Source organism: Acidovorax sp. K2F, assembly GCF_025246485.1.
Classification (GTDB): Bacteria; Pseudomonadota; Gammaproteobacteria; order Burkholderiales; family Burkholderiaceae_C; genus Acidovorax; species Acidovorax delafieldii.
Genome location: NZ_JAOBSQ010000007.1, coordinates 46,046 through 67,162 on the forward strand (window position 1 = coordinate 46,046; position 21,117 = coordinate 67,162).

The 21,117-nt window shown below is 67.3% G+C and carries 21 protein-coding genes; 15 read left to right on the forward strand and 6 right to left on the reverse strand.

All coding sequences use genetic code 11. The annotated features are described in order from the left end of the window. Nucleotides 1-16: 16 nt before the first annotated feature. From narJ to N4G42_RS02575, 9 genes are all read left to right on the forward strand, one after another. Complete coding sequence (narJ, locus tag N4G42_RS02535; RefSeq protein ID WP_260666038.1) at nt 17-718, forward strand: nitrate reductase molybdenum cofactor assembly chaperone; 702 nt, start codon at nt 17-19, stop codon at nt 716-718. Next, entirely contained in the window at nt 715-1,446 is a 732-nt protein-coding gene (narI, locus tag N4G42_RS02540; RefSeq protein WP_260666039.1) for a respiratory nitrate reductase subunit gamma, read from the forward strand. Before narJ ends, narI begins: the two co-directional genes overlap by 4 nt. A gap of 147 nt (nt 1,447-1,593) precedes the next feature. Next, nucleotides 1,594-2,427, forward strand: coding sequence for a peptidylprolyl isomerase (locus N4G42_RS02545; RefSeq protein WP_409557793.1), 834 nt, complete (start codon nt 1,594-1,596; stop codon nt 2,425-2,427). 36 nt (nt 2,428-2,463) lie between these two features. After that, complete coding sequence (locus tag N4G42_RS02550; protein ID WP_015012284.1) at nt 2,464-3,141, forward strand: carbonic anhydrase; 678 nt, start codon at nt 2,464-2,466, stop codon at nt 3,139-3,141. Nucleotides 3,142-3,241: 100 nt separating this feature from the next. Then, a complete protein-coding gene (locus N4G42_RS02555) occupies nt 3,242-5,686 on the forward strand; it encodes an adenosylcobalamin-dependent ribonucleoside-diphosphate reductase (RefSeq protein WP_260666040.1) in 2,445 nt (814 codons plus the stop codon). A gap of 59 nt (nt 5,687-5,745) precedes the next feature. Beyond that, nucleotides 5,746-6,423 carry a nitroreductase gene (locus N4G42_RS02560; protein ID WP_199170848.1) on the forward strand — a complete coding sequence of 226 codons (678 nt, stop codon included), beginning with the start codon at nt 5,746-5,748 and terminating at the stop codon, nt 6,421-6,423. A gap of 45 nt (nt 6,424-6,468) precedes the next feature. Beyond that, nucleotides 6,469-6,882: a hypothetical protein gene (locus N4G42_RS02565; protein WP_056745769.1), complete on the forward strand. Its 414-nt coding sequence runs from the start codon at nt 6,469-6,471 to the stop codon at nt 6,880-6,882. Nucleotides 6,883-6,890: 8 nt separating this feature from the next. After that, the gene (locus N4G42_RS02570; protein ID WP_260666041.1) at nt 6,891-7,478 is read left to right on the forward strand and encodes a hemerythrin domain-containing protein; all 588 of its coding nucleotides are present in this window, start codon (nt 6,891-6,893) and stop codon (nt 7,476-7,478) included. A gap of 243 nt (nt 7,479-7,721) precedes the next feature. Further along, the gene (locus N4G42_RS02575; protein ID WP_056059827.1) at nt 7,722-8,804 is read left to right on the forward strand and encodes an AbrB family transcriptional regulator; all 1,083 of its coding nucleotides are present in this window, start codon (nt 7,722-7,724) and stop codon (nt 8,802-8,804) included. A gap of 27 nt (nt 8,805-8,831) precedes the next feature. On the opposite strand, the gene N4G42_RS02580 is transcribed toward N4G42_RS02575, so the two are convergent. The 3 genes from N4G42_RS02580 to N4G42_RS02590 all read right to left on the reverse strand — a co-directional run bounded on the left by N4G42_RS02580 (nt 8,832) and on the right by N4G42_RS02590 (nt 11,308). After that, entirely contained in the window at nt 8,832-9,131 is a 300-nt protein-coding gene (locus tag N4G42_RS02580; protein ID WP_055392879.1) for a DUF3567 domain-containing protein, read from the reverse strand. A gap of 208 nt (nt 9,132-9,339) precedes the next feature. Further along, nucleotides 9,340-10,491 (reverse strand): DUF3108 domain-containing protein, encoded by a 1,152-nt coding sequence (locus tag N4G42_RS02585; protein WP_260666042.1) that lies wholly within the window; start codon nt 10,489-10,491, stop codon nt 9,340-9,342. 34 nt (nt 10,492-10,525) lie between these two features. After that, nucleotides 10,526-11,308 (reverse strand): IclR family transcriptional regulator, encoded by a 783-nt coding sequence (locus tag N4G42_RS02590; RefSeq protein ID WP_056059824.1) that lies wholly within the window; start codon nt 11,306-11,308, stop codon nt 10,526-10,528. Between the two features lie 103 nt (nt 11,309-11,411). On the opposite strand from N4G42_RS02590, the gene N4G42_RS02595 reads away from it, so the two are divergent. Together N4G42_RS02595 and N4G42_RS02600 are read left to right on the forward strand one after the other, a co-directional pair. Beyond that, a complete protein-coding gene (locus tag N4G42_RS02595; RefSeq protein WP_260666043.1) occupies nt 11,412-12,422 on the forward strand; it encodes a fumarylacetoacetate hydrolase family protein in 1,011 nt (336 codons plus the stop codon). A 96-nt stretch (nt 12,423-12,518) separates the two neighbouring features. Beyond that, complete coding sequence (locus tag N4G42_RS02600) at nt 12,519-13,496, forward strand: Bug family tripartite tricarboxylate transporter substrate binding protein (RefSeq protein WP_056059819.1); 978 nt, start codon at nt 12,519-12,521, stop codon at nt 13,494-13,496. An 85-nt stretch (nt 13,497-13,581) separates the two neighbouring features. On the opposite strand, the gene N4G42_RS02605 is transcribed toward N4G42_RS02600, so the two are convergent. The 3 genes from N4G42_RS02605 to N4G42_RS02615 all read right to left on the reverse strand — a co-directional run bounded on the left by N4G42_RS02605 (nt 13,582) and on the right by N4G42_RS02615 (nt 16,376). Further along, nucleotides 13,582-13,995 carry a VOC family protein gene (locus N4G42_RS02605; RefSeq protein WP_260666044.1) on the reverse strand — a complete coding sequence of 138 codons (414 nt, stop codon included), beginning with the start codon at nt 13,993-13,995 and terminating at the stop codon, nt 13,582-13,584. A 129-nt stretch (nt 13,996-14,124) separates the two neighbouring features. Further along, nucleotides 14,125-15,147: a zinc-binding alcohol dehydrogenase family protein gene (locus tag N4G42_RS02610; RefSeq protein WP_260666045.1), complete on the reverse strand. Its 1,023-nt coding sequence runs from the start codon at nt 15,145-15,147 to the stop codon at nt 14,125-14,127. Nucleotides 15,148-15,221: 74 nt separating this feature from the next. Beyond that, nucleotides 15,222-16,376 (reverse strand): alkene reductase, encoded by a 1,155-nt coding sequence (locus tag N4G42_RS02615; protein WP_260666046.1) that lies wholly within the window; start codon nt 16,374-16,376, stop codon nt 15,222-15,224. A gap of 178 nt (nt 16,377-16,554) precedes the next feature. Here N4G42_RS02615 and N4G42_RS02620 point away from each other — a divergent pair, with 178 nt between their 5' ends. The 4 genes from N4G42_RS02620 to N4G42_RS02635 all read left to right on the forward strand — a co-directional run bounded on the left by N4G42_RS02620 (nt 16,555) and on the right by N4G42_RS02635 (nt 20,981). Next, complete coding sequence (locus N4G42_RS02620; protein WP_260666047.1) at nt 16,555-17,472, forward strand: LysR family transcriptional regulator; 918 nt, start codon at nt 16,555-16,557, stop codon at nt 17,470-17,472. Between the two features lie 253 nt (nt 17,473-17,725). After that, nucleotides 17,726-18,889 (forward strand): iron-containing alcohol dehydrogenase, encoded by a 1,164-nt coding sequence (locus N4G42_RS02625; RefSeq protein ID WP_260666048.1) that lies wholly within the window; start codon nt 17,726-17,728, stop codon nt 18,887-18,889. Nucleotides 18,890-19,141: 252 nt separating this feature from the next. After that, entirely contained in the window at nt 19,142-20,155 is a 1,014-nt protein-coding gene (locus N4G42_RS02630; protein WP_409557794.1) for an alpha/beta hydrolase family protein, read from the forward strand. 145 nt (nt 20,156-20,300) lie between these two features. Then, nucleotides 20,301-20,981, forward strand: a complete 681-nt coding sequence (locus N4G42_RS02635) for a type 1 glutamine amidotransferase domain-containing protein (RefSeq protein ID WP_260666050.1) — start codon at nt 20,301-20,303, stop codon at nt 20,979-20,981. Nucleotides 20,982-21,117: the final 136 nt, after the last annotated feature.

The following is a 21,117-nucleotide window of genomic DNA, read 5'->3' on the forward strand; positions in this document are numbered from 1 at the left end:
CACGGAAGGAATCACCATGTTCAAGAAGAACCCGACCTCCGTGCGCCTGACCCTGCGCGCCCTGGGCTACCTGCTGAGCTACCCCGATGCTCAGCTGCGCAGCGTGATGCCGCAGCTCATCGACGCTCTGCAGGCCGAGCAAGCCCTGACGGCCGAGCGCATGGAGGAGTTGAAGGCGGTGTGCGAGCACCTGGCTGCACTCGACCCGCTGGAAGCCGAAGCCCGCTACGTGGACAACTTTGATCGAGGTCGCCAGACCTCGCTGCACCTGTTCGAGCATGTGCACGGCGATTCGCGTGACCGGGGCCCGGCGCTCATCGACCTGTTGCAGACCTACGAGAAGGCAGGCCTGCAGTTCCAGGCAGAGGAGCTGCCCGACCACCTGCCGGTGGTGCTGGAGTTCGCCTCCACCCAGCCGCCCGAAGTGGCCAAGGAGTTCCTGGGCGAAATGGCCCACATCCTCAATGCGCTGTTCAGCGCCCTCGTGGCGCGCAACAGCCCCTACGCCAGCGTGATCGCCGCCGTGCTCGAAGTCTCGGGCCAGCGTGTGCAGTCGGTGGCGCTCACGCCCGAGCCGCCCATGGACGAGGTCTGGGCCGAGCCCGAAGCGTTTGGCGGTTGCAGCACCCAGGGCCAGTCCAAGCCCGACCAGCCGCAGCCCCTGCATTTTGTTCGTACCCCCCGCGCCGAGCGGGCACCCGAAGGAGTCTCAGCATGACCACCTGGCTTGACACCCTGCTGTTTGGCATCTATCCCTACATTTGCCTGGCCGTGTTCTTCATCGGCAGCTGGGCGCGATTTGACCGTGACCAGTACACCTGGAAGAGTGACTCGTCGCAGCTGCTGCGCACTGGAAGCCTGCGCTGGGGCAGCAACCTTTTCCACATCGGCGTGCTGTTCCTCTTCTTCGGCCACACGGTGGGCATGCTCACGCCGCACTTTGTGTACGAGCACTTCATGAGTGCGGGCGCCAAGCAGCTCATGGCCATGGTCTCCGGCGGGATCGCGGGCACGCTGGGCTTCATCGGCCTGTCCATCCTGCTGCACCGCCGCCTGTCGGACCCTCGCATCCGCGCCACGTCCAAGGCCAGCGACATCCTGATCCTGGTGCTGCTGTGGCTGCAACTGGCGCTGGGCCTGGCGACCATTCCGCTGTCGGCGCAGCATCTGGATGGCTCCATGATGATGAAGCTGGCCGAGTGGGGGCAACGGGTGGTGACCTTCCGCAGTGGCGGGGTGGAGCTGCTGGCCGAGGCGGGCTGGATTTTCAAGGCCCACATGTTCCTGGGCATGAGCATCTTCCTGGTCTTCCCCTTCACCCGTCTGGTGCATGTGTGGAGTGGCTTTGGCACGCTGGCCTATGTGCTGCGCCCCTACCAGGTGGTGCGTGCGCGCCGCTTGAACCTGCCCCCAGGCCACATGCAGTCGCAAGACCGCCGCGCCTGAAATCCACCGACTATCAAGGAGCACACCATGAGCGGATGTGGAACCGGGAGCTGCGGATGCGGCTCCACTGACGGCGGCGTGGCGGCAGCACCTGCCAGCACGCTGACCCCGACGCAGGCTGCGGCCTACGAGGCCCTGGTGGCAACGATGGACGATGTGCCTCTGCAAGCCGCCCTCGCACCACCAGCCGGCGCCATGGGGGGCAGGGGCTTGGTGGCGGCCGAGGTGGCACGTGTCAATGGCGTGGCCCTCAACGCCCCGCACGAGTCGCTGGACGAAGAGGCCCTGCGCCAGCGTGCGTGCACCGAGTTGCTGCGCCAGGCGGCGCAACAAGCGGGTCTGCTGCCCGCGAGCGATGTGCCGGGTGCCCTGGGCGCCATCAGCGTCGAGGCCTCCGATGCCATTGAGCAGTTGCTGGAGCGCGAGCTGGACCTCCCTGATCCTTCAGAAGAAGCCTGCCGCCGCTACCACGACGCCCACCCTGCGGCCCATGCCCAGGGGGAGCGTGCGCAACTGCGCCATGTGCTGTTTGCGGTGACACCGGGCGTGGATGTGAAGCAGCTGCGCCTGCGGGCCGAGGCCTTGCTGATCGAGCTGCGCTGCGCGGACGATGGCGGTGCACAGTTCGCCAAGGCCGCCGCCCAGTGGTCCAACTGCCCCAGTGGCCAGCAGGGCGGTGACCTGGGCTGGCTGACCCGCGCCGACTGCGCCCCCGAGTTCGCGCGCGAGGTGTTTGGCTGTGCTGAGATCGGTGTGCTGGCACGCCTGGTGCACAGCCGCTTTGGTCTGCATGTGGTGGAGGTGGTGGCCCGTGACCCGGGGCAACAGCCCTCGTTCGAAGAGGTGCGCCAAGCCATTGCGCTCACCCTGCGCCAGCAGGCCTGGGCGAATGCGTTGCGCCAATATTTGCAGCTGCTGGCGGGCGCCGCCGTGGTCGAAGGGGTGGCGCTGGACGCTGCCGACACACCGCTCGTACAGTAGTTGCTCCACACACCACCGTTATCTGATTGCCTGCCCATGCCCGACGAGTTGCTGGACCGCTTGCGCCGCTTCCATGACGACGCTTTCCCCCAGTATCGCCAGCAGTTCCAGGCGCTGGTGGACGAAGGGCAGCATCCCACCACCTTGTTCATCGGGTGTTCCGACTCCCGCCTGGTGCCCTATCTGCTGACTGGTGCGGGGCCGGGCGAGCTGTTTCTGGTGCGCAATGTGGGTGCGTTCATCCCGCCGTACGACGGGTCGCATGGCCACCATGGCACCACGGCGGCCATCGAGTTCGCGGTGCTCAACCTGCAGGTGCGCCGCATCGTGGTGTGCGGCCACAGTCACTGTGGGGCCATCAAGGCGATGTATGGTGAGGTGTCGCCCGAGGCCCCCAACCTCAACCGCTGGCTGGACCTGGGGCGCGAGGCACTGTTGCCCATGCAGCCGGGTCCCGAGGTATTGCGCCGCACCGAGCAGCGCGCGGTGGTGCTGCAGCTGGAGCGCCTCATGGAGTACCCCATGGTACGCAGCCGGGTGCAGTCGGGCCAGATCAGCCTGCACGGTTGGCACTATGTGATCGAGGACGGCGAAGTGCATGTGTTCGACGTCCAGACCGGTGGATTTGTGCCCGCTTCGCAGTCGGACCACAGCGGCACCGGCCCCTACCAGCCCTACGTGGAGCATGATGGGCAGGTGCTGGTGGACGAGTGAGCGGCCACTGACTTGCCATGGCGCTGCATTCGGAGTGGAATGAGCGCTCCTTGACGGAACGCAACCCCGTTTCAGCCTGAAACCCAAATCATCGGCCCCCATGAAACGCGAACCCCAGCCCCCACTCAACCCCACCTCGTCCCTGCAGCCCATCAGCCTGGATGTGCTGCGGGAGAAATACCTCAAACCCGGCGAAACCACGGCCGACGAGCTATACCAGCGCGTGGCACGGGCCCTGGCCTCGGTCGAAAAACCCGAACTGCGCGCAAAGTACGAGGCACTGTTCCTCGCCAACCTGAAGGCGGGCGCCATCGGCGCAGGCCGCATCATGAGCGCAGCGGGCACCGACATCCAGGCCACCCTCATCAACTGCTTTGTGCAGCCCGTGGGTGACTGCATCCAGGGCGTGGATGACGAAGGCTTTCCGGGCATCTACGAAGCGCTGCGCGAGGCGGCCGAGACCATGCGCCGTGGCGGGGGCGTGGGCTACGATTTCTCCCGCATCCGTCCCAAGGGCGCACAGGTGAAGGCCACCGCCTCCATGGCATCGGGGCCGTGCAGTTACATGAACGTGTTCGACCAGTCCTGCTCCACCGTGGAGAGCGCTGGCGCACGCCGGGGCGCGCAGATGGGCGTGCTGCGCATCGACCACCCCGATGTGCACGAGTTCATCACCGCCAAGCGCATGCCAGGCCGCTGGAACAATTTCAATGTGTCGGTGGGGGTGTCGGACGAGTTCATCCAGGCCGTGCAGAACAACGCACCGTGGGAGCTGGTGCACAAGGCCCGCCCCGGCACCGCACTGCTGGCCCAGGGCGCTCGCCAGCGCGCCGATGGCCTGTGGGTCTACGCCACCGTGGCCGCGCGCGAGCTGTGGGACACGATCATGAAGTCGGCCTACGACTTTGCCGAGCCTGGCATCCTGTTCCTGGGGCGCATCAACGAAGACAACAACCTGCATTACTGCGAAGACATTGCGGCGACCAACCCCTGCGGAGAGCAGCCGCTGCCGTCCTATGGCTGCTGTGACCTGGGCCCCATCATCCTCACCCGCTTTGTGCGCCACCCCTTTGGTTTTGGCGGTGTGGCCGCCTTTGACTTTGACGCATTCACCCAAGCCGTGGCACTGCAGGTGCGCGCACTCGACAATGTGCTCGATGTGACCTACTGGCCGCTGCCGCAACAGCGCGATGAGGCCATGGCCAAGCGCCGTATTGGCGTGGGCTTCACCGGCATGGGCAACACGCTGGCCATGCTGTGCCTGCGCTACGACCTGCCTGAGGGCCGCACCATGGCCGCGCGCATTGCCGAGTGCATGCGCGACGCAGCGTATGCCGCATCGGTGGACCTGGCGCGCGAGAAAGGTGCGTTTCCAAAGTTCGATGCGCGGGGCTACCTGGCGGAAGGCACGTTTGCGAGCCGGCTGCCCGAATCGCTCAAGGCCGCGATCCACCAGCACGGCATCCGCAACAGCCACCTGTTGTCCATCGCGCCCACGGGCACCGTGAGCCTGGCCTTTGCCGACAATGCCTCCAATGGCATCGAGCCGCCGTTCTCGTGGATGTACAAGCGCAAGAAGCGCGAGTCCGACGGCAGCACCACCGAATACGCGGTGGAAGACCATGCCTGGCGCCTGTACCGCGAGCTGGGCGGGGATGTGGAGGCGTTGCCAGACTACTTCGTCTCGGCCCTGGCCATGCCGGCCGAAGGCCACATCGCCATGATGGAAGCCGTGCAGCCTTTTGTGGACACGGCCATCTCCAAGACCGTGAACATTCCCGCGGACTACCCCTACGAAGGGTTCAAGGACCTGTACCTGCAGGCCTGGCGCGCCAAGCTCAAGGGCCTGGCAACCTACCGGCCCAACAGCATTCTGGGTTCGGTGCTCGAAACCCATGCGGAACCTGCGCCTGCGCCCGCTGCGGCGCCTGTGGCGCCACCCGCACCCCCGGTGGACCCCATGCGCACCGTGATCGAAAGCCGTCCGCAAGGGGGCCTTTCGGCGGTGGCTGAGAAGCTTGAGTACTGGACACAGGAAGGCCACAAGACCCTGTACCTCATCGTGTCCTTCCTGCCCGTGCCAACGGGCGTGGGCAACGGTACGGTGGACCGCGCCATCGAGTTCTTCATGCCGGTGGGCCAGAGCGGCGAGTCGCAGCAGTGGATCACGTCTAGCATGCGCATGCTGTCGCTCGCAGCGCGTGGCGGTTTTCTGGAGCGGGCGCTGTCGGACATGCGCAAGGTCGCCTGGGACCGCGGCCCGGTGCGCCTGGGCACCCACCGCAAGGACGACGGCACGCTGGTGCCCATGTGGCACGACTCCGAAGTGGCGGCCATGGCCTATGCCATCCAGAACATCCTGGCGCGCCGCGTGGCCGACCCGGTGCAGCAGCAACTGCCGCTGGACGAGCCCGTTCCGCTGCCCGTGGCCGTTCCCCAGGCCATGGCGGGCAAGAAGTGCAGCGAATGTGGCGCCCACGCGGTCATCCGCAAGGACGGCTGCGACTACTGCACGCAGTGTGGGCACCTGGGGAGCTGTGGATGAATGGTCGGGTCCCGCATCGGCCTTCCCGGGACACACGGTAAGCATTGGAAGGATTCCCCATGTCTGTCATTCCCTGGCCGTTGAACCCTTCGTCTCGCGCGCAGCCTGCTGCGGCGCGGGCCAGTGCGCCTGACGATGTGGCCGGGCTGGCGGCGGCGTTGATCCAGTCACGCCAGACCATTCTGCCCAAGCGCCTGGGCGGGCCAGGCCCCAATGCGGCCGAGCTGGCGCAGATACTCCAGGCCGCAGCCCACGCGCCAGACCATGGTCAGCTGCTGCCCTGGCGCTTCATCCTGGTGCCGCAGGCCGCGCGTCCGCCGCTGGCCGATGTGTTTGCGCAGGCCCTGCTGGAGCGCGACTCTGCCGCCACCCCCGAGCAGGCCGAGCAGGCACGCGAGAAGGCGTACCGCTCCCCGGTGTTGCTGTTGGCGGTGGTAGATGCCGAGCGGGGCGACGCCGAGATTGATCTGGCCGAGCGCACCGTCTCTGCCGGCTGTGCCGTGCAGAACATGCTGCTGATGGCCACCGCGCAAGGCTACGGTTCGGCACTGACCAGCGGCAAGGCGCTGAAGGCGCCGAGCCTGCGGGCCTTGTTCCAGCTGGCGGCCTCCGAGCAGGCCTTGTGTTTCATCAGCATCGGCACCGTGTTGTCGCGCAAGGCGGTGCGCGCACGCCCTGCGGCAGGCGCCTATGTGAGCACACTGGATGCCAAGCGGGGCGTGGTGCCTGGATTTTGAAGCGCGCTGGTGGCTCCCACCTTTCATTGATTGCGAGACCTTTTCATGGATATTTCCAGTTTTGACGACCTGCTGCAGGCTGCGCGCATGCAACCCGAGCCGCAGCGCCTGCTGTTCGTCTTCGCGGCGGTGGAGCTGCCCGACGACGCCACCCCCGCGCAGCGCGCGCGCTTCGAGGCCGGGCAGGGCGGTGCCCTGGTGCCTCTGATGTGTGTGGACAAGACGCCGCAGGAACTGGCATCGTTCGACGCACTGGCGACCGAGGCCCGCCAGTTCACCGCCCCGGGCCACGACTGGGCCATCGTGTTTGCGGCGGCGATGTCCGGCACGCTGAACCAGGCGCCCAGCAGCGCCGATGCCGAGACGCCCTTGCAGCGCATGGTGGATGCGATCAAGGGTGGGGCGCATGGGGCGTTCATTCCGTTTGACCGCCAGGGCCACCCTGTGCGGTTTGGCTGAGGCCTGCCATGGCACAGGCGTCCGTACCTGCGTCCGCATCCGTATCTGCTGCTGCGCCAAGGCATCTGCCCGGCTTCAGCGCGCCGGCCGTGGGCTTTGAGCAGCCTTTTGCCATGCTGGAGGCCTGCCACGAGCGCGTGCAACGCACGCTGGGTTTGCTGGGCCGCTTGCGTGAGCATGTGCGAAAGCAGGGCGTTGACAACGATGCCCGCCAGGCCGCGCGGGATGTACTGCGTTATTTCGACATCGCAGCACCGCTGCACCACCAGGACGAAGAACTGCATGTGTTCCCCCTGCTGCTCGCCCAGGCCACGCCCGAGGTCCGGGCGCTGGTCACGCGCCTGCAGCGCGACCACGTGGCCATGACCGCCGACTGGGCAGCGGCCCGGGCCGGGCTGCAAGCGTTGCTGGATGAAAGCGCCACCGGCTTCACGCCCCAGGACGAGGCCGCGCTGGACCGTTTTGCCATGCGGTACGACGCCCACATCGCCGCCGAAGAAGGTGTGGCCTACCCTGCTGCTGCCACTTTGCTGCCGCCCGCGTCCCTTGCGGCGATGGGGCAGGAGATGGCTGCGCGGCGGGGTGCGACTAATTGATATCAAAAATATAGCTGCAAGCGCATATTCGACTAGCGCAAGAGGCCGCTAGGGCTGAAATTTTGGCGCCTGCTGCCCCCAGGGACTGCTTGGCGCCCGGTGCCAAGCGGCCGTTGCCCGGTGGCGATGCCAGCCGTTCCGTCTGGGCAGCGCCTTGGCGGCTGCAGGGCCAGCGGCTCGCGCGATACTGCGGGGTTGCGCGACCTGCCGCGCCTGTTTGCTTGCCTGCCTGCCGTTTCCCGTATGCGCCCCCTCTTTATTGTTCGCACCCTGGCCACCCTGGCCTTGGCGTGGGCCGCTGCCGCTGCCTGTGTGGCCCTGCAGACCCCGCTGCCCTGGATGATCGGCCCACTGCTGGCTACTTCTGTCGTGTCGATGGCCGGCGGCCCCACCGAAAGCTGGGGCCCGCTGCGCAACGCCGGGCAATGGACCATTGGCGCCGCGCTGGGCCTGTATTTCACGCCCCAGGTGGTCGCGCTGATCGGCGGCCTGTGGTGGGCCATCGTGCTGGGCATTGCGTGGGCGCTGTTCCTGGGCTGGCTGTTTGGTGCGTGGCTTTACCGCGTGCATGCGCCCCGCATGCACGGTGTTCCTGCACCGATGCTGCGCGCCACCAGCTACTTTGCCGGCGCGATTGGAGCGGCGTCCGAGATGACCTTGTTGTCCGAGCGCGAAAACGCGCGTACCGACCTGGTGGCTGCCAGCCACAGCCTGCGGCTGCTGATCGTTACGGTGACCATTCCGTTCGCGCTGCAGTTCAGTGGACTGCATGGCCTCGATATCCTGCCGCCCACGCTGCGGGTGGTGAACTGGCCGGGGCTGGCGCTGATGGCGCTGTTGACCGGTGCAGGGGCGTTGCTGATGGACCGGCTGGGCCGCGCCAACCCCTGGTTCATGGGGGCGATGCTGGTGTCCATGGGCCTGACCATGGCGGGCCAGAGTCTGTCGGCGGTGCCCCAGGGCATGGTCAACGCAGCGCAGCTCGTGATCGGGGTGAGCCTGGGCGTGCGGTTTCGCGCGGAGTTCTTGCACACTGCGCCGCGCTGGCTGGCGTCGGTGGCGCTGGGCACGGTGGCGTTGATGGGCGTGTGCGCACTGTTTGCCGGTGCCCTGGCCTGGGCGACGGGGCTGCCCTGGGTCACCTTGCTGCTGGGCACTTCGCCCGGCGGCATCACCGAGATGGCCATCACGGCCAAGGTGCTGCAGCTGGGGGTGCCCGTGGTGACGGCGTTCCAGGTGTGCCGGCTGATTGCGGTGCTGATGCTGGTGGACCCGCTGTACCGGAGGATTTATCCGCCCAGCGCACACGAAGGCTCGGTGGGCTGAGCTAACGCACCGGCCTTTGTCGCGGTGTCAGTGCACCACCACCGGGTTTTGCGCCAGGCCCGCGTAGCGGTCCAGTGCGTCTTCCACTTCTTCCTGGGTGGGCGTGTCGCGCTGCCAGGCCAGGATCTGTTCCTGGAACATCTCGGCCCAGGAACCGTCCAGGTAGACCTCTTTGCCGGAGCGCTTGTCCACGATTTCAAAACCATGGCGTGCAAGCTGGGGAACGGCGGGGGCGGTGTCGTTGAGCACCTGGGCGCTCTTTTTCTCCACGGCATCGGGCAGCATATGGACCACCACGAAGGATTCTGAGTCGTAGAGCATGTGCATCGTGTTCCCCTTGTCGATATAGATGTCAGATGACAGCGGGTGCGCAGAGTTCAAGGCCTTAGAACGTTCCTAGGTAAACCACGGCTTTTGTTCCCTGCTGCGTTGCAGTATTTCATGAAAAACGTAGCACGCCGGGCTTGTGGGGCTTTTTTGCCCAGATGGCGCTTGGGCGCAACACTCCGTGCGGCGCAGCGATCACAGGCTGCGCTCAGGGAGGGCCGCTGGCGCGCAGCAGCAGGTCGGCGAAATCGCCGTTGGCCTGGGTGAGCTTGATGCGCACGGGCAGATAACCCAGCCCCGGCGCCACCCAGAGTTCGGCCTTCTGGTCGTAGTCCTTGCGGGGCAGGCGCAGCAGCTTGAGGGCAGGCGTGGGCCCGGCGGGCAGGTCCAGGGTTTCGGGGCCTTCCACGGTGAAGGTCCAGCGGTCGGCGCTGCGGGCGCTCACCGTGGTCAGCGTGATCTGGGTGCCAGGCACAAACCGGCCCGGGTCTGCGGCCAGCATCGCGCCCAGCTGGATGAACAGGCTCAGCCGGTCCTGCACGCCGGGGCCTGCCACGGCATCGGGCGTGTTGGCGCTGAAGGTGACGCGGCCCTTGTCGTAGTCAAAATGCGCGGCCTGCTCGCTGCGGGATTTGTCGGAGAACTTCTCGGGCAGCAGTCCTTGCTCCGTGACCGTGCCCACGCTGCGCTGCGTGCGGGTGCCTACCAGAAAGGCGCTGATCTCCTGGCGCGCCTCGTAGCGATTGCCGTCGTGCTGCCACAGCAGTTCGGCCCGGGCGCTGTAGGCGAACTTTTTGGCCTGGCCGCTTACGTCAAACGCGAGGCGCGTGGGGGCAGGCATGCGCACGGGCGGCGGTGGGGCGCTGGCACTGCGGCCGGTGCCTCCGGGCGGGCGGATGTCCACGCCCGTGCCGGGCTGGGCGTCTTCAGCCGTGGGCTCTGGGGGGGCGGCCGGTGCCGATGCCGCAGGCGCGGGTGCCGGGGCGGCGTCGTTGGCAGGCGTCTCAGGGGTTGCGCTGGCCACGGTGGTTGCGGCACCAGGGTCCGCAGGCGCGCCGGCTTCCGTGACAGGGGCGGCCGCCAGTAGAGGCTCGGGACGGTCTGCGGCGACAGGGGCTGGGGGGCGCTTGGGGGAGGGCGCCTTTTTACGGGCCGGGGGCTGCGGTGCGGCAACGGGCGCGGCGGTCACGCCGAAGGGCGCAACGGCTGGTGGGGGCGGTGCGGGCGCGATGCTGCGCGTGCTGAACACCTGGCTGGACGGCTGTGCAGGGCTGTCCCAGGCCAGGGGCACGCCGCTGAGCACCAGCCAGTGCAGGGCCAGCACCAGGGCCGTGATGAAAACCAGCGCGCGCCGTGGCATCTGCTCGCTGCTTGTGTGTCCGGGTACGGGGCCGTCAGGCGCTGCCTGCGCCCAGGTCGCTGGACAGCTGGGCTGCGGCCGCGCGCAGCGGCGCATCAATGGCGCCGCCCCATTCGGGGTCAAAGGTGGCGATGGATCCCAGCGTGGTGATGCCAAGCTCCAGGTGACCGTCGGCATCGAACACCGGCGCGCAGAAGGCGACGATGCCCGGCAGCAGCGTGTCCACCACGCGGGCGGCGCCGCGCTCGCGCACCTCGGCCAGCAGTGCGTTCACTTCGGCCATGGTGGCGGGCAGGTCGGTGCGGCGCATCTTCACGGCGCGGGCCAGCTCCTCTTTGAGCAGCGGCGCCACCACCTCGGGCGACATGAAGGCCGCAAAACACCGGCCCGTGGCTGACGACAGCAGCGGCATCACGTCGCCCAGGCGCAGGTTGGCGGTGACGGCCTGGGGCGATTCCTCCCAGTGCACGATGGTGGGGCCGTGGTTGCCCCACACGGCCAGCGCCAGCGTGTGGCCGATGGTTTCCATCAGCGCGGGCATGCGTTCGCGGGCCAGGCGCACGCCATCGAGCCGAGTCAGCGAGGCCAGCCCCAGCTTGAGTGCGGCCGGGCCCAGGTCATAGCGCGCGGTGCGGGGATCTTGCGTGACCAGGCCCAGGCGCTGAAAGCTCACCAGATACCGGTGCGCCTTGGCCGCGCTCATGCCCGCCGAGGCGGCCACATCCTTGAGCATCAGCGGTCCACGTGAGCGCGTCAGCCCCTCCAGCAGGGCAAAACCCACCTCGACCGATTGAATTCCTGCACGTTCTTTGTCCATGTGCACTAAAATTTGCGAGTTTTGTTTAGTTAAATCAATTTACCCAAGCGTAATCTTCGCTAGCGGTGCCCATCAACCCTTCTGAGACAAAGGTCCTGCCACCATGAAACTCGCTACCTACAAAGACGGCTCGCGCGACGGCCAACTGGTTGTCGTCTCCCGCGACCTGGGCACGGCCCATTATGCGACCGGCATTGCCAGCAAGATGCAGCAGGTGCTGGACGACTGGGGCTTCCTGTCACCCCAGCTGCAGGACCTGTACGACCAGCTCAACAGCGGCCGCGCGCGCCACGCCTTCCCCTTCGACCCCGCCCAGTGCATGGCCCCGCTGCCCCGCGCCTACCAGTGGGCTGACGGGTCTGCGTACATCAACCACGTCGAACTGGTGCGAAAAGCGCGCAACTCCGAAGTGCCCGAAAGCTTCTACACCGACCCCCTGATGTACCAGGGCGGCAGCGACGACTTCATCGGCCCCTGCGACGATGTCGTGGTGCCCAGCGAAGCCATGGGCATCGACTTCGAGGCCGAGATCGCCGTCATCACCGGCGACGTGAAGATGGGCACCACCGCCGACCAGGCGCTGGACGGCATCCGCCTGGTGATGATTGCCAACGACGTAAGCCTGCGCAACCTGATCCCGGCCGAGCTGGCCAAGGGTTTCGGTTTCTTCCAGAGCAAGCCCGCTACCGCTTTCGGCCCCGTCGCCGTCACACTGGACGAGCTGGGCGACGCCTGGGACCACGGCCGCGTCAACCTCACCGTGCAGTCCACCTGGAACGGCCGCAAGGTCGGCATGTGCGACGCGGGTCCTGAAATGACCTTCCACTTCGGCCAGCTCATTGCCCACATCGCCAAGACGCGCAACGTGCGCGCCGGCTCCATCGTGGGCAGCGGCACCGTCAGCAACAAGGGCGTGGAGCAGAACGGCCGCATGGAGTGGCCCAAGGGCTACAGCTGCATCGCCGAAAAGCGCTGCATCGAAACCATCCAGGACGGCAAGCCCAGCACCGACTTCATGAAGTTCGGCGACACCATCCGCATCGAGGTCAAGGGCAAGGACGGCGCCAGCATTTTTGGTGCCATCGACCAGACCATTGCCGCACCGGCCGCCTGAGGCCCCGCAGAGAAAAATTTGAATAAAAACGGCTGCATGCGCTAGAGGAACATGCGCTTGCAGCTATCAAATTCATAGTATCAAGGAGACAACCCCATGCAACGCCGTACCCTCTTGTCCGCCCTGGCCGCCGCAGGCGCCACCACCGCTGCGCCCTGGGCCGCCGCCCAATCGACCTGGCCCGACCAGCCCCTGCGCTGGGTGGTGCCGTACCCCGCCGGTGGCGGCACCGACGTGCTGGCCCGCACCGTGGCTGAGGCCATGCGCCAGACGCTGGGCCAGCAGATCGTGGTGGACAACCGCCCGGGCGCCTCCACCAACATCGGCGGCCAGATGGTGGCCACGGCCAAGCCCGACGGCAACACCTTCATGTCGGCCGACAACGCCATCCTGGCCTACAACGAACACCTGTTCACCAAGCTGCCGTTCAACCCCGAAAAGGACTTCACCTACGTGGGCGGCATCAGCCGCTTTCCGCTGGCGCTGGTGGTGCACCCGGCATTTGAAGCCAAGACGGTGAAGGAATTCCTCGCCTACGCGCGCGCCAACCCTGGCAAGCTCAACTACGCATCGCCCGGCAATGGTTCGCCACACCACCTGGCGATGGAGATGTTCAAGAACCGCACCAAGACCTTCCTCACCCACATCCCCTACCGCGGCGCGGCGCCTGCGCTGCAGGACGTGATGGGCGGCCAGGTGCCCTGCATGTTCCTGGACCTGGCCGCTGGCCTTCCCGTCATCACCTCGGGCAAGGTGCGTGCGCTGGCCATTGGCTCGGCCAAGCGCGTGGCCGCGCTGCCGGACGTGCCCACCTTGGCAGAAGCCGGTGTGCCCAACACGGAGGTGTTTGCGTTCCAGGGCATCCTGGCGCCCGCCGGTCTGCCCGCTGCGATCACGGCGCGCCTGAACGGCGACCTGAACAAGGCCCTGCTCAACCCCGCCGTGGTCAAGCGCATGGCCGACTTCGGCATGGAAGCCCTGCCCGGCACGCCGGAGCAGTTCCGCGCCATGGCACGCTCCGAGTCCAAGCGCTGGGGCGAGATCATCAAAGCGGCAGGCGTGAAGCTGGACTGATCCCGCAGCACTTCGGTGCACGGGACAGTGCACTGGGCGGCCTGGCCTTGACAGGCCTCACCAGTCCTCAGCGGTGCAGGCCCGTCTACTCCGGCAGGTGGCACACCGCTTCGATGTTGTTGCCTTCCGGGTCGATGACAAACGCGCCGTAATAGTGGGGGTGGTAGTCGGGCCGCAGGCCCGGGGCGCCGTTGTCTTGGCCCCCGGCTTCGATGGCGGCGCGGTAGAAGGCATCGACCTGCGCCCGCGTGGTGGCCCGCCACGCCAGGTGGCAGCCCGTGGTGGCGGGCGGGCCGCCGTAGGGCGAGGGGCCGTCGATGAACCACACATCCGCCTTCTTGCCGTCGTGCTCAGACGGAGCCGGGTAGGCATAGCCCAGCATGTTCGAGCCGTAGTTGCCTTCAAAACACAGGCTGTAGCCCAAAGGCGCGAGGGCAGCGGTGTAGAACGCCTTGGTGCGGGCGATGTCGGTGACACGGAAGGTCATGTGGTCCAGCATGGGAGGTCTCCTCGGGTTGTGGTGCCCTGATTTATACCTGAAAGACTGTTTATAAATACAGTATTTTTCAGTCCGACACACAATCTGCCGCGCGGGTGGTGCTACGCCCCCTGCGTGGCCCGCAGTTCTTCAGGCCCACCCCTCCAGCACCAGCTTGCCCCGCGCCTTGCCGCTCTCGATCAGCGCATGCGCGCGTTTCAAATTCTCGGCATTGATGGTGCCAAAGCGCTGGTCCAGCGTGGTGCGAATCAGCCCCGCATCCACCAACTGAGCCACCTCGGTCAGCAGGCGGTGCTGGCCGATCATGTCGGCGGTGCCGAACAGCGCGCGGGTGAACATCAGCTCCCAGTGCACCGACACGGACTTGCGCTTGAACTTCGTCACGTCGAGCGACACCGGGTCGTCGATCAGCGCGAACTGGCCTTGGGGCGCAATGGCCTCGACGATCTGGTCGAAGTGTGCGTCGGTCTGCGTGAGGCTGACGATGATGTCCACCATGGGGTGGCCGATGCGCGCCAGCTCTTGCGTGAGCGGCTGGCTGTGGTCGATGACGTGGTGGGCGCCCAGGTCGCGCACCCATTGCTGCGTTTCGGGACGCGATGCGGTGCCGATGATCGTGAGGCTGGTGAGCCGCGCCGCCAGCTGCGTGAGGATGGAGCCCACGCCGCCGCTCGCGCCAATGATGAGCAGGGTCTTGTGGGTGGGTTGCTTGCCGGGGGCCACGCCCAGGCGGTCAAACAGCAGCTCCCACGCGGTGATGGTGGTCAGCGGCAGCGCGGCGGCTTCGGCAAAGTCGAGCGATTGGGGTGCATGGCCCACGATGCGTTCATCCACCAGGTGCAGTTCGCTGTTGGTGCCCTGGCGTGCGATGGAGCCCGCGTACCAGACGCGGTCGCCGGGCTGGAACAGCGTCACATCGGGGCCCACGGCGCGGACGATGCCGCTGGCGTCCCAGCCCAGCACCTTGTGGTCGGGCCCGTCGCCGCTGCGTGAGCTGCTTTTGCGCACTTTCGTGTCCACGGGGTTGACCGAAACGGCGTGCACTTCCACCAGCAGATCGCGGCCCGTGGCCACCGGGTCGGGAAGGGTGATGTCGAGCAGCGACTCGGGGTGGTCGATGGGGTGGGCGGTTTGGTAGCCAACGGATTTCATGATGGGTTCCTTGAGGTGCAAAGGGAGTTGAAGCGGGGGATATGCGAAGTTCGGAAGGGCGCGTGGTGCCGTTTTCAGGCCACTTCAGCCGCGCCAGCCCGGGCCTTGGGCGCAGCCAGCGGGGCCGGTGTGTAGTCGCTGTAGCCATGTGCGTCGCCGCCAAACAGCGTGGCCGCATCGAACGGGGCCAGTGGCAGCCCGGCGGCATAGCGCGCAGGCAGATCGGGGTTGGCAATGAACGGGCGGCCAAACGCCACCAGGTCGGCCATGCCGGACGCGAGGATCTGTTGCGCGCGTTCGGGGGTGTACTGGCCCGCCACCATCACACGGCCGCTGAAGGCTGCGCGTAGAGCCTGGCGGAATTCATCTGGAATGCGGGGGGCGTCGTCCCAGTCGGCCTCTGCCAGGTGGATGTAGGCCAGGCCCAGCGTGTCCAGCTCGCGCGCCAGGTGCAGGATGGTGGGGATGATCTCCGGGCAGTCCATGCCGCGCTGCGTGATGAACGGGGCCAGGCGCATGCCCGTGCGTTCGGCGCCGGCCTCGCTGGCCACGGCTGCGGCCACTTCGCGGGCGAAGCGGGTGCGGTTTTCCAGCGGGCCGCCATAGGCGTCGGTGCGGTGGTTGGAGGTCGTGCGCAGAAACTGGTCAAGGAGGTAGCCGTTGGCGCCGTGGATCTCCACGCCGTCGAACCCTGCGCGCATGGCGTTGGCGGCGGCACGGCGGAAGTCGTCCACCACGCCAGGAATCTCGGCGGCCTCCAGCGCGCGGGGCACGGGGCAGTCGAGCATGCGGCCCACGCCGTCTTCGCCTGCCACCCATACCCGTGCTGCAGGGGCCAGGGCCGAGGGCGCCACGGGCAGCCCATCGGCATGAAAGCTGGCGTGCGACATGCGGCCCACGTGCCACAGCTGCAGCACCATGCGCCCGCCCGCGGCGTGCACCGCTTCGGTCACGCGGCGCCAGCCTTGCACCTGCGCCTCGCTGTAGATGCCGGGCGTGAAGCTGTAGCCCTGGCCTTGGCGTGACACCTGGCTGGCCTCGCTGACGATGAGGCCCGCACTGGCGCGCTGGGCGTAGTAGTCGGCCATGAGCGCGTTGGGCACGTCGCCCGGCTGGCTGCTGCGGGCGCGCGTCATGGGCGCCATCACGATGCGGTGGGGCAGTGCCAGCGGCCCCATCTGCAGGGGGCGGAACAGGGCGGGTGTGGCGGTGTGTGGGGTGGTGGTCATGGCAGGGGCTCGGGTCGGCGGCAGGCCGGTGTGGAACATGGCGTGAATGGTGGGCTTTCTGCAATAGTTTTTAAATAGACGGTTGATTGAAAGAATATTCAAAGAAAATTTGAATATCAGCCCCTGGTGGTGGTGTCGTTCCATCGCCGTCGTCTTCCCTTTCTCATCCACCCTCGCCATGAAAAGCCTGCAAGACCTCGACATCTTTGTGCGCACCGTGGACAGCGGCAGCCTTTCGGCCACGGCCCGTGCGCTGGATCTCACCCCCGCCGCCACGAGCGCCGCGCTCAAGCGGCTGGAGGCCGAGCTGGGCGTGGCGCTGTTCGTGCGCTCCACGCGGAGCCTGCGGCTAACGCAGGAGGGCGCGCTGTTTCTGGAGCACTGCCGCCCCGCACTCGCCGCGCTGCAGCAGGTGCAGGGCCAGCTCGCCAGCGGCCGGGCGGGCGAGCTGCGTGGCATGCTGCAGCTGGCGGCCCCGTCCGACCTGGGGCGCAATGTGCTGCTGCCCTGGCTGGATGCCTTCCAGGCACTGCACCCCGGCATCGACATCCGCCTGCAGCTGTCGGACCGCATGGCCAATGTCTACGGCGAACCGGTGGATGCCGCCTTCCGCTACGGCAAGCCGCAGGATTCGAGCCTGGTGGCGCTGCCGCTGGTCGCCGAACACCGGCGCGTGCTCTGCGCCGCCCCCTCCTACCTGGCCGCGCACGGCACGCCCGATACGCCCCACGCCTTGGCTGCGCACGATGGCCTGTGCTTCATGCTGGGCGAGGACGTGCACGACCGCTGGCGCTTCTGGGACGCATCGGGCCAGGAAGTGGTGGTGCGCGTGCGCAGCCGCAACGTGGCCAACGACGGCGACGCGGTGCGCCGCTGGGCCGTGCTGGGCCGTGGCATTGCGTACAAGTCGTACTTTGATGTGGCCGACGACCTGGCCGCCGGGCGCCTGGTGCCGCTGTGCCCCGGCTGGACCACCGAGGCTGTACCGCTCTTCCTGGTGGCGCCCAGCCGCCGCCAGTTCACGCCGCTGGTGCGGGCGCTGCGCGACTTCATGGCCGAGCGGCTGCAGGCGCTGATGGAGCGGGCGCTGTACTGAGTGCCTGTTGACGACACCCGCTGGATCGTCAACACGCTCCCAGCGCTAGCAGCAGTCGCATGCGCTACGCCCGACGTGCTGCATGAGGCTCTGCTGGCGGCAGGGCTATCGCACGCGCGACCGGCACCCGGCCTCCGTGCGCCGCACAATCGCGCCCTTGCTGTCGCAACCCAGGGCGGCGCGCCCCCTGCGCCCACCCGCGCGGCCGGGTTCCTGGTGATGCAGCGACGGCCTTTGACGGAGAAAGACCAACATGCTGAATTTCGACTTCCACAACCCCACCCACATCGCCTTCGGCCAAGGCCGCATTGCCGACCTGGCCAAGCTCGTGCCCGCTGCCGCCAAGGTGCTGATCCTGGTGGGCGGTGCCAGCGCCGAAAAGACCGGCACCCTGGCCGAGGTGCGCGCCGCGCTGGGCGAGCGCCAACACGCCACCTTCAGCGGCATCGAGCCCAACCCGAGCTACGAGACCTCCATGAAGGCCGTGGCGCAGATCCGCGAAGGCGGGTTTGACTTCTTGCTGGCCGTGGGGGGCGGTTCGGTGATCGACGCCACCAAGTTCATCGCGGCCGCTGTCCGTTTTGAAGGCGATGACCCCTGGGCCATCCTCGAAAAGCACGGCCGCAACATCAAGGGCGCCATGCCGTTTGGTTCCGTGCTCACGCTGCCCGCCACAGGCTCGGAGATGAACAACGGCGGCGTCATCACCCACCGCGCCAAGGGCGCCAAGCTGTCGTTTGGCAGCGCGCACACCTACCCGGTGTTCTCGGTGCTCGACCCCACCAAGACCTACACCCTGCCACCCCAGCAACTGGCCAATGGCGTGGTGGATGCGTTTGTGCACACGGTCGAGCAGTACCTGACCTACCCGGTCAACGCACCCGTGCAGGACCGGTTTGCCGAAGGCATCCTGCAGACGCTGATCGAGATCGGCCCGCGCCTGCTGACCGCCCCCGAGCCGGTGTACGACGACCGCGCCAACCTGATGTGGGCCGCCACCATGGCGCTCAACGGCCTGATCGGCGCGGGCGTGCCGCAGGACTGGGCCACGCACATGATCGGCCACGAGCTGACGGCGCTGCACGGCATCGACCACGCGCGCACCCTGGCCATCGTGCTGCCCGCGCTGCTGAACGAGCGCCGGGTGGCCAAGCGCGCCAAGCTGCTGCAGTACGGCGAGCGTGTGTGGGGCATCACCACCGGCAGCGAGGACGAACGCATCACTGCCGCCATCGAGCGCACGCGCGATTTCTTTGAGAGCATGGGCATCGCCACGCGCCTGTCGGGCTACGGCCTGGGCAGCGAGGTGGTGAACACCGTGGTGGCGCAGCTGGAAGCGCACGGCATGGTGACGCTGGGCGAACAGCGCGAGATCACCCCGGCTGTGAGCCGCCGCATCCTCGAAGCTGCGCTGTAAATGCAGGTGGGCGGGGAGGGCGGGGTCCCAAGCCCTCTCTCCTGATCGTCCCGCCTGCGCTGCATTTCGCGCCGCGCAGCAGCGTTTCGTCGCAGGGCGCTGGAGCCCGCCCCTTGCGCCGCCTACAGTGCCGTCAAGCCACCTCCTTGGGTGGCATTTGACGAAAGGCGCACCGTGACCCTCATCCTCATCCTGGCCCTCCGCTCCGCGTGGCGCAACGCCCGTGCCCCGCTGCTGGCAGCTTTTGTGGCAATGCTGGCCTGGGCCGCGCCGGCATCGGCCCAGCACGCCGGCCTGCGCACCCTGGTGGTACCGGGCGCAGAGCCCGTGACCGTGGCGCTGTTCTACCCCACCCCGGTGGTGGCGCGCACCCAGCCCATGGGGCCCTGGCGGCCCGTGGTCACGCCGGGCGCCCCGGTGGCAACCGCGCCCCTCAAGGGCCTGATCCTCATCTCGCACGGCACGGGCGGCCATGAACTGGGCCACCACAACCTGGCCACACGCCTGGCGGCCGACGGCTATCTGGTGGCGGCGTTGCGCCACCCGGGCGACAACTGGGAAGACCGGTCGATGATTACCTCGGGCCGCTACTTCAGCGAGCGCCCCCGCCAGGTGAGCCGCGTGCTGGACGCGCTGCTGGCCAGCCCCGAATGGGGCCCCCGCATTCCGGCCGGGCGCATTGGTGCTGTGGGGCATTCGGCAGGTGGCTACACCGTGCTGGCCCTGGCCGGTGCGCAGGCCGAACCGGCCCGTGCGGCGCAGCACTGCCGCAGCGTGTCGGACGACCCCGGCTTTTGCAGCCTGGGCAAGCTGCCCGCCCGTGGTCAGGCCGCCCAGACTTCGAAGGAGGCACCTGTGGCCGCCACCGCGGCACCCACACAGGCCGGTGCCCCCGCGCTCGATGGTCCGCTGGTCTCGGTGGCAGACCCCCGCATCCGCGCCGTGGTGGCCATGGCGCCCATGGCGGTGGTGTTCACGCCAGACAGCCTGAAGGCCATCAGCGTGCCTGTGCGGCTGATGGTGGCCGAGCGCGATGCCGTGCTTGTGGGCCCCTACCATGGCGGCTATGTGGCAGCGAATTTGCCGTCTGCACAGGCCAGTACGGTGCCGGGTGCAGGCCACTTCGCCTTCATGGCCCAGTCTGTCTGGCCGCTGGCGTCCGAGGCGGGCGACGCCGCCGCCAACCCCGAAGGCTTTGACCGCGTGGCCTACCACGCCACGCTGGAGAACGAGGTGGCGGAGTTCCTGGCCAGGCAGCTGCGTTGACAGGTTGAGGGCCCGCAGGCGCGGCAGCGCCGTGCTGTAAGCCAATGCCGCAAACCGGCCCGCATCGCGGGACAACGGGCCCGATGGCTGGTACGGTGATGGTTTGGTTTTTCCGATCAACCCCCCCACACCGAAAGCGACTTCCATGGCACACATCCTCATGGTTCTGACGTCCCACGACCAACTGGGCGACACCGGCAAAAAGACGGGCTTCTGGCTGGAAGAGTTTGCTGCACCGTACTACGTGTTCAAGGATGCAGGCGTGCAGATCACGCTCGCATCGCCCCACGGCGGCCAGCCGCCCCTGGACCCCAAAAGCGACGACGAAAACGCCCAGACCGATGCCACGCGCCGCTTCAAGGCCGATGCTTCAGCGAAGCAGCAGCTGGCCAGCACCGTGCCCCTGTCCAGCGTGAAGGCCGAGGACTTTGATGCCGTGTTCTACCCCGGCGGCCACGGCCCGCTCTGGGACCTGGCGGAAGACGCGCAGTCCATTGCTCTCATCGAAAAGACCTTTGCAGCAGGCAAGCCGCTGGCGCTGGTGTGCCACGCACCCGGCGTGCTGCGCCACACCAAGGCGCCCGACGGGTCGCCCCTGGTCAAGGGCAAGAAGGTCACGGGGTTTACCAACAGCGAAGAGGACGCGGTGCAGTTGACACAGATCGTGCCCTTCCTGGTGGAAGACATGCTCAAGGCCAACGGCGGCGTGTATTCCAAGGGCCCCGACTGGGCGCCTTATGTGCTGACCGACGGCACGCTGATCACGGGGCAGAACCCGGCATCGTCCGACCAGGGCGCCCATGCGTTGCTGAAGCTGTTGGGGTAAGGGGCCGCGAAGGAACCCTGCACAACCGCAGATCCTGCGCAGAACGGGTGTTTGCGCAGGTTAAGGGTAAAAATGGCTGCAAGCGCTAGTGGATATTGTGCGAGAAGCTATTGAATAGATAGCAAACCCAGCATCT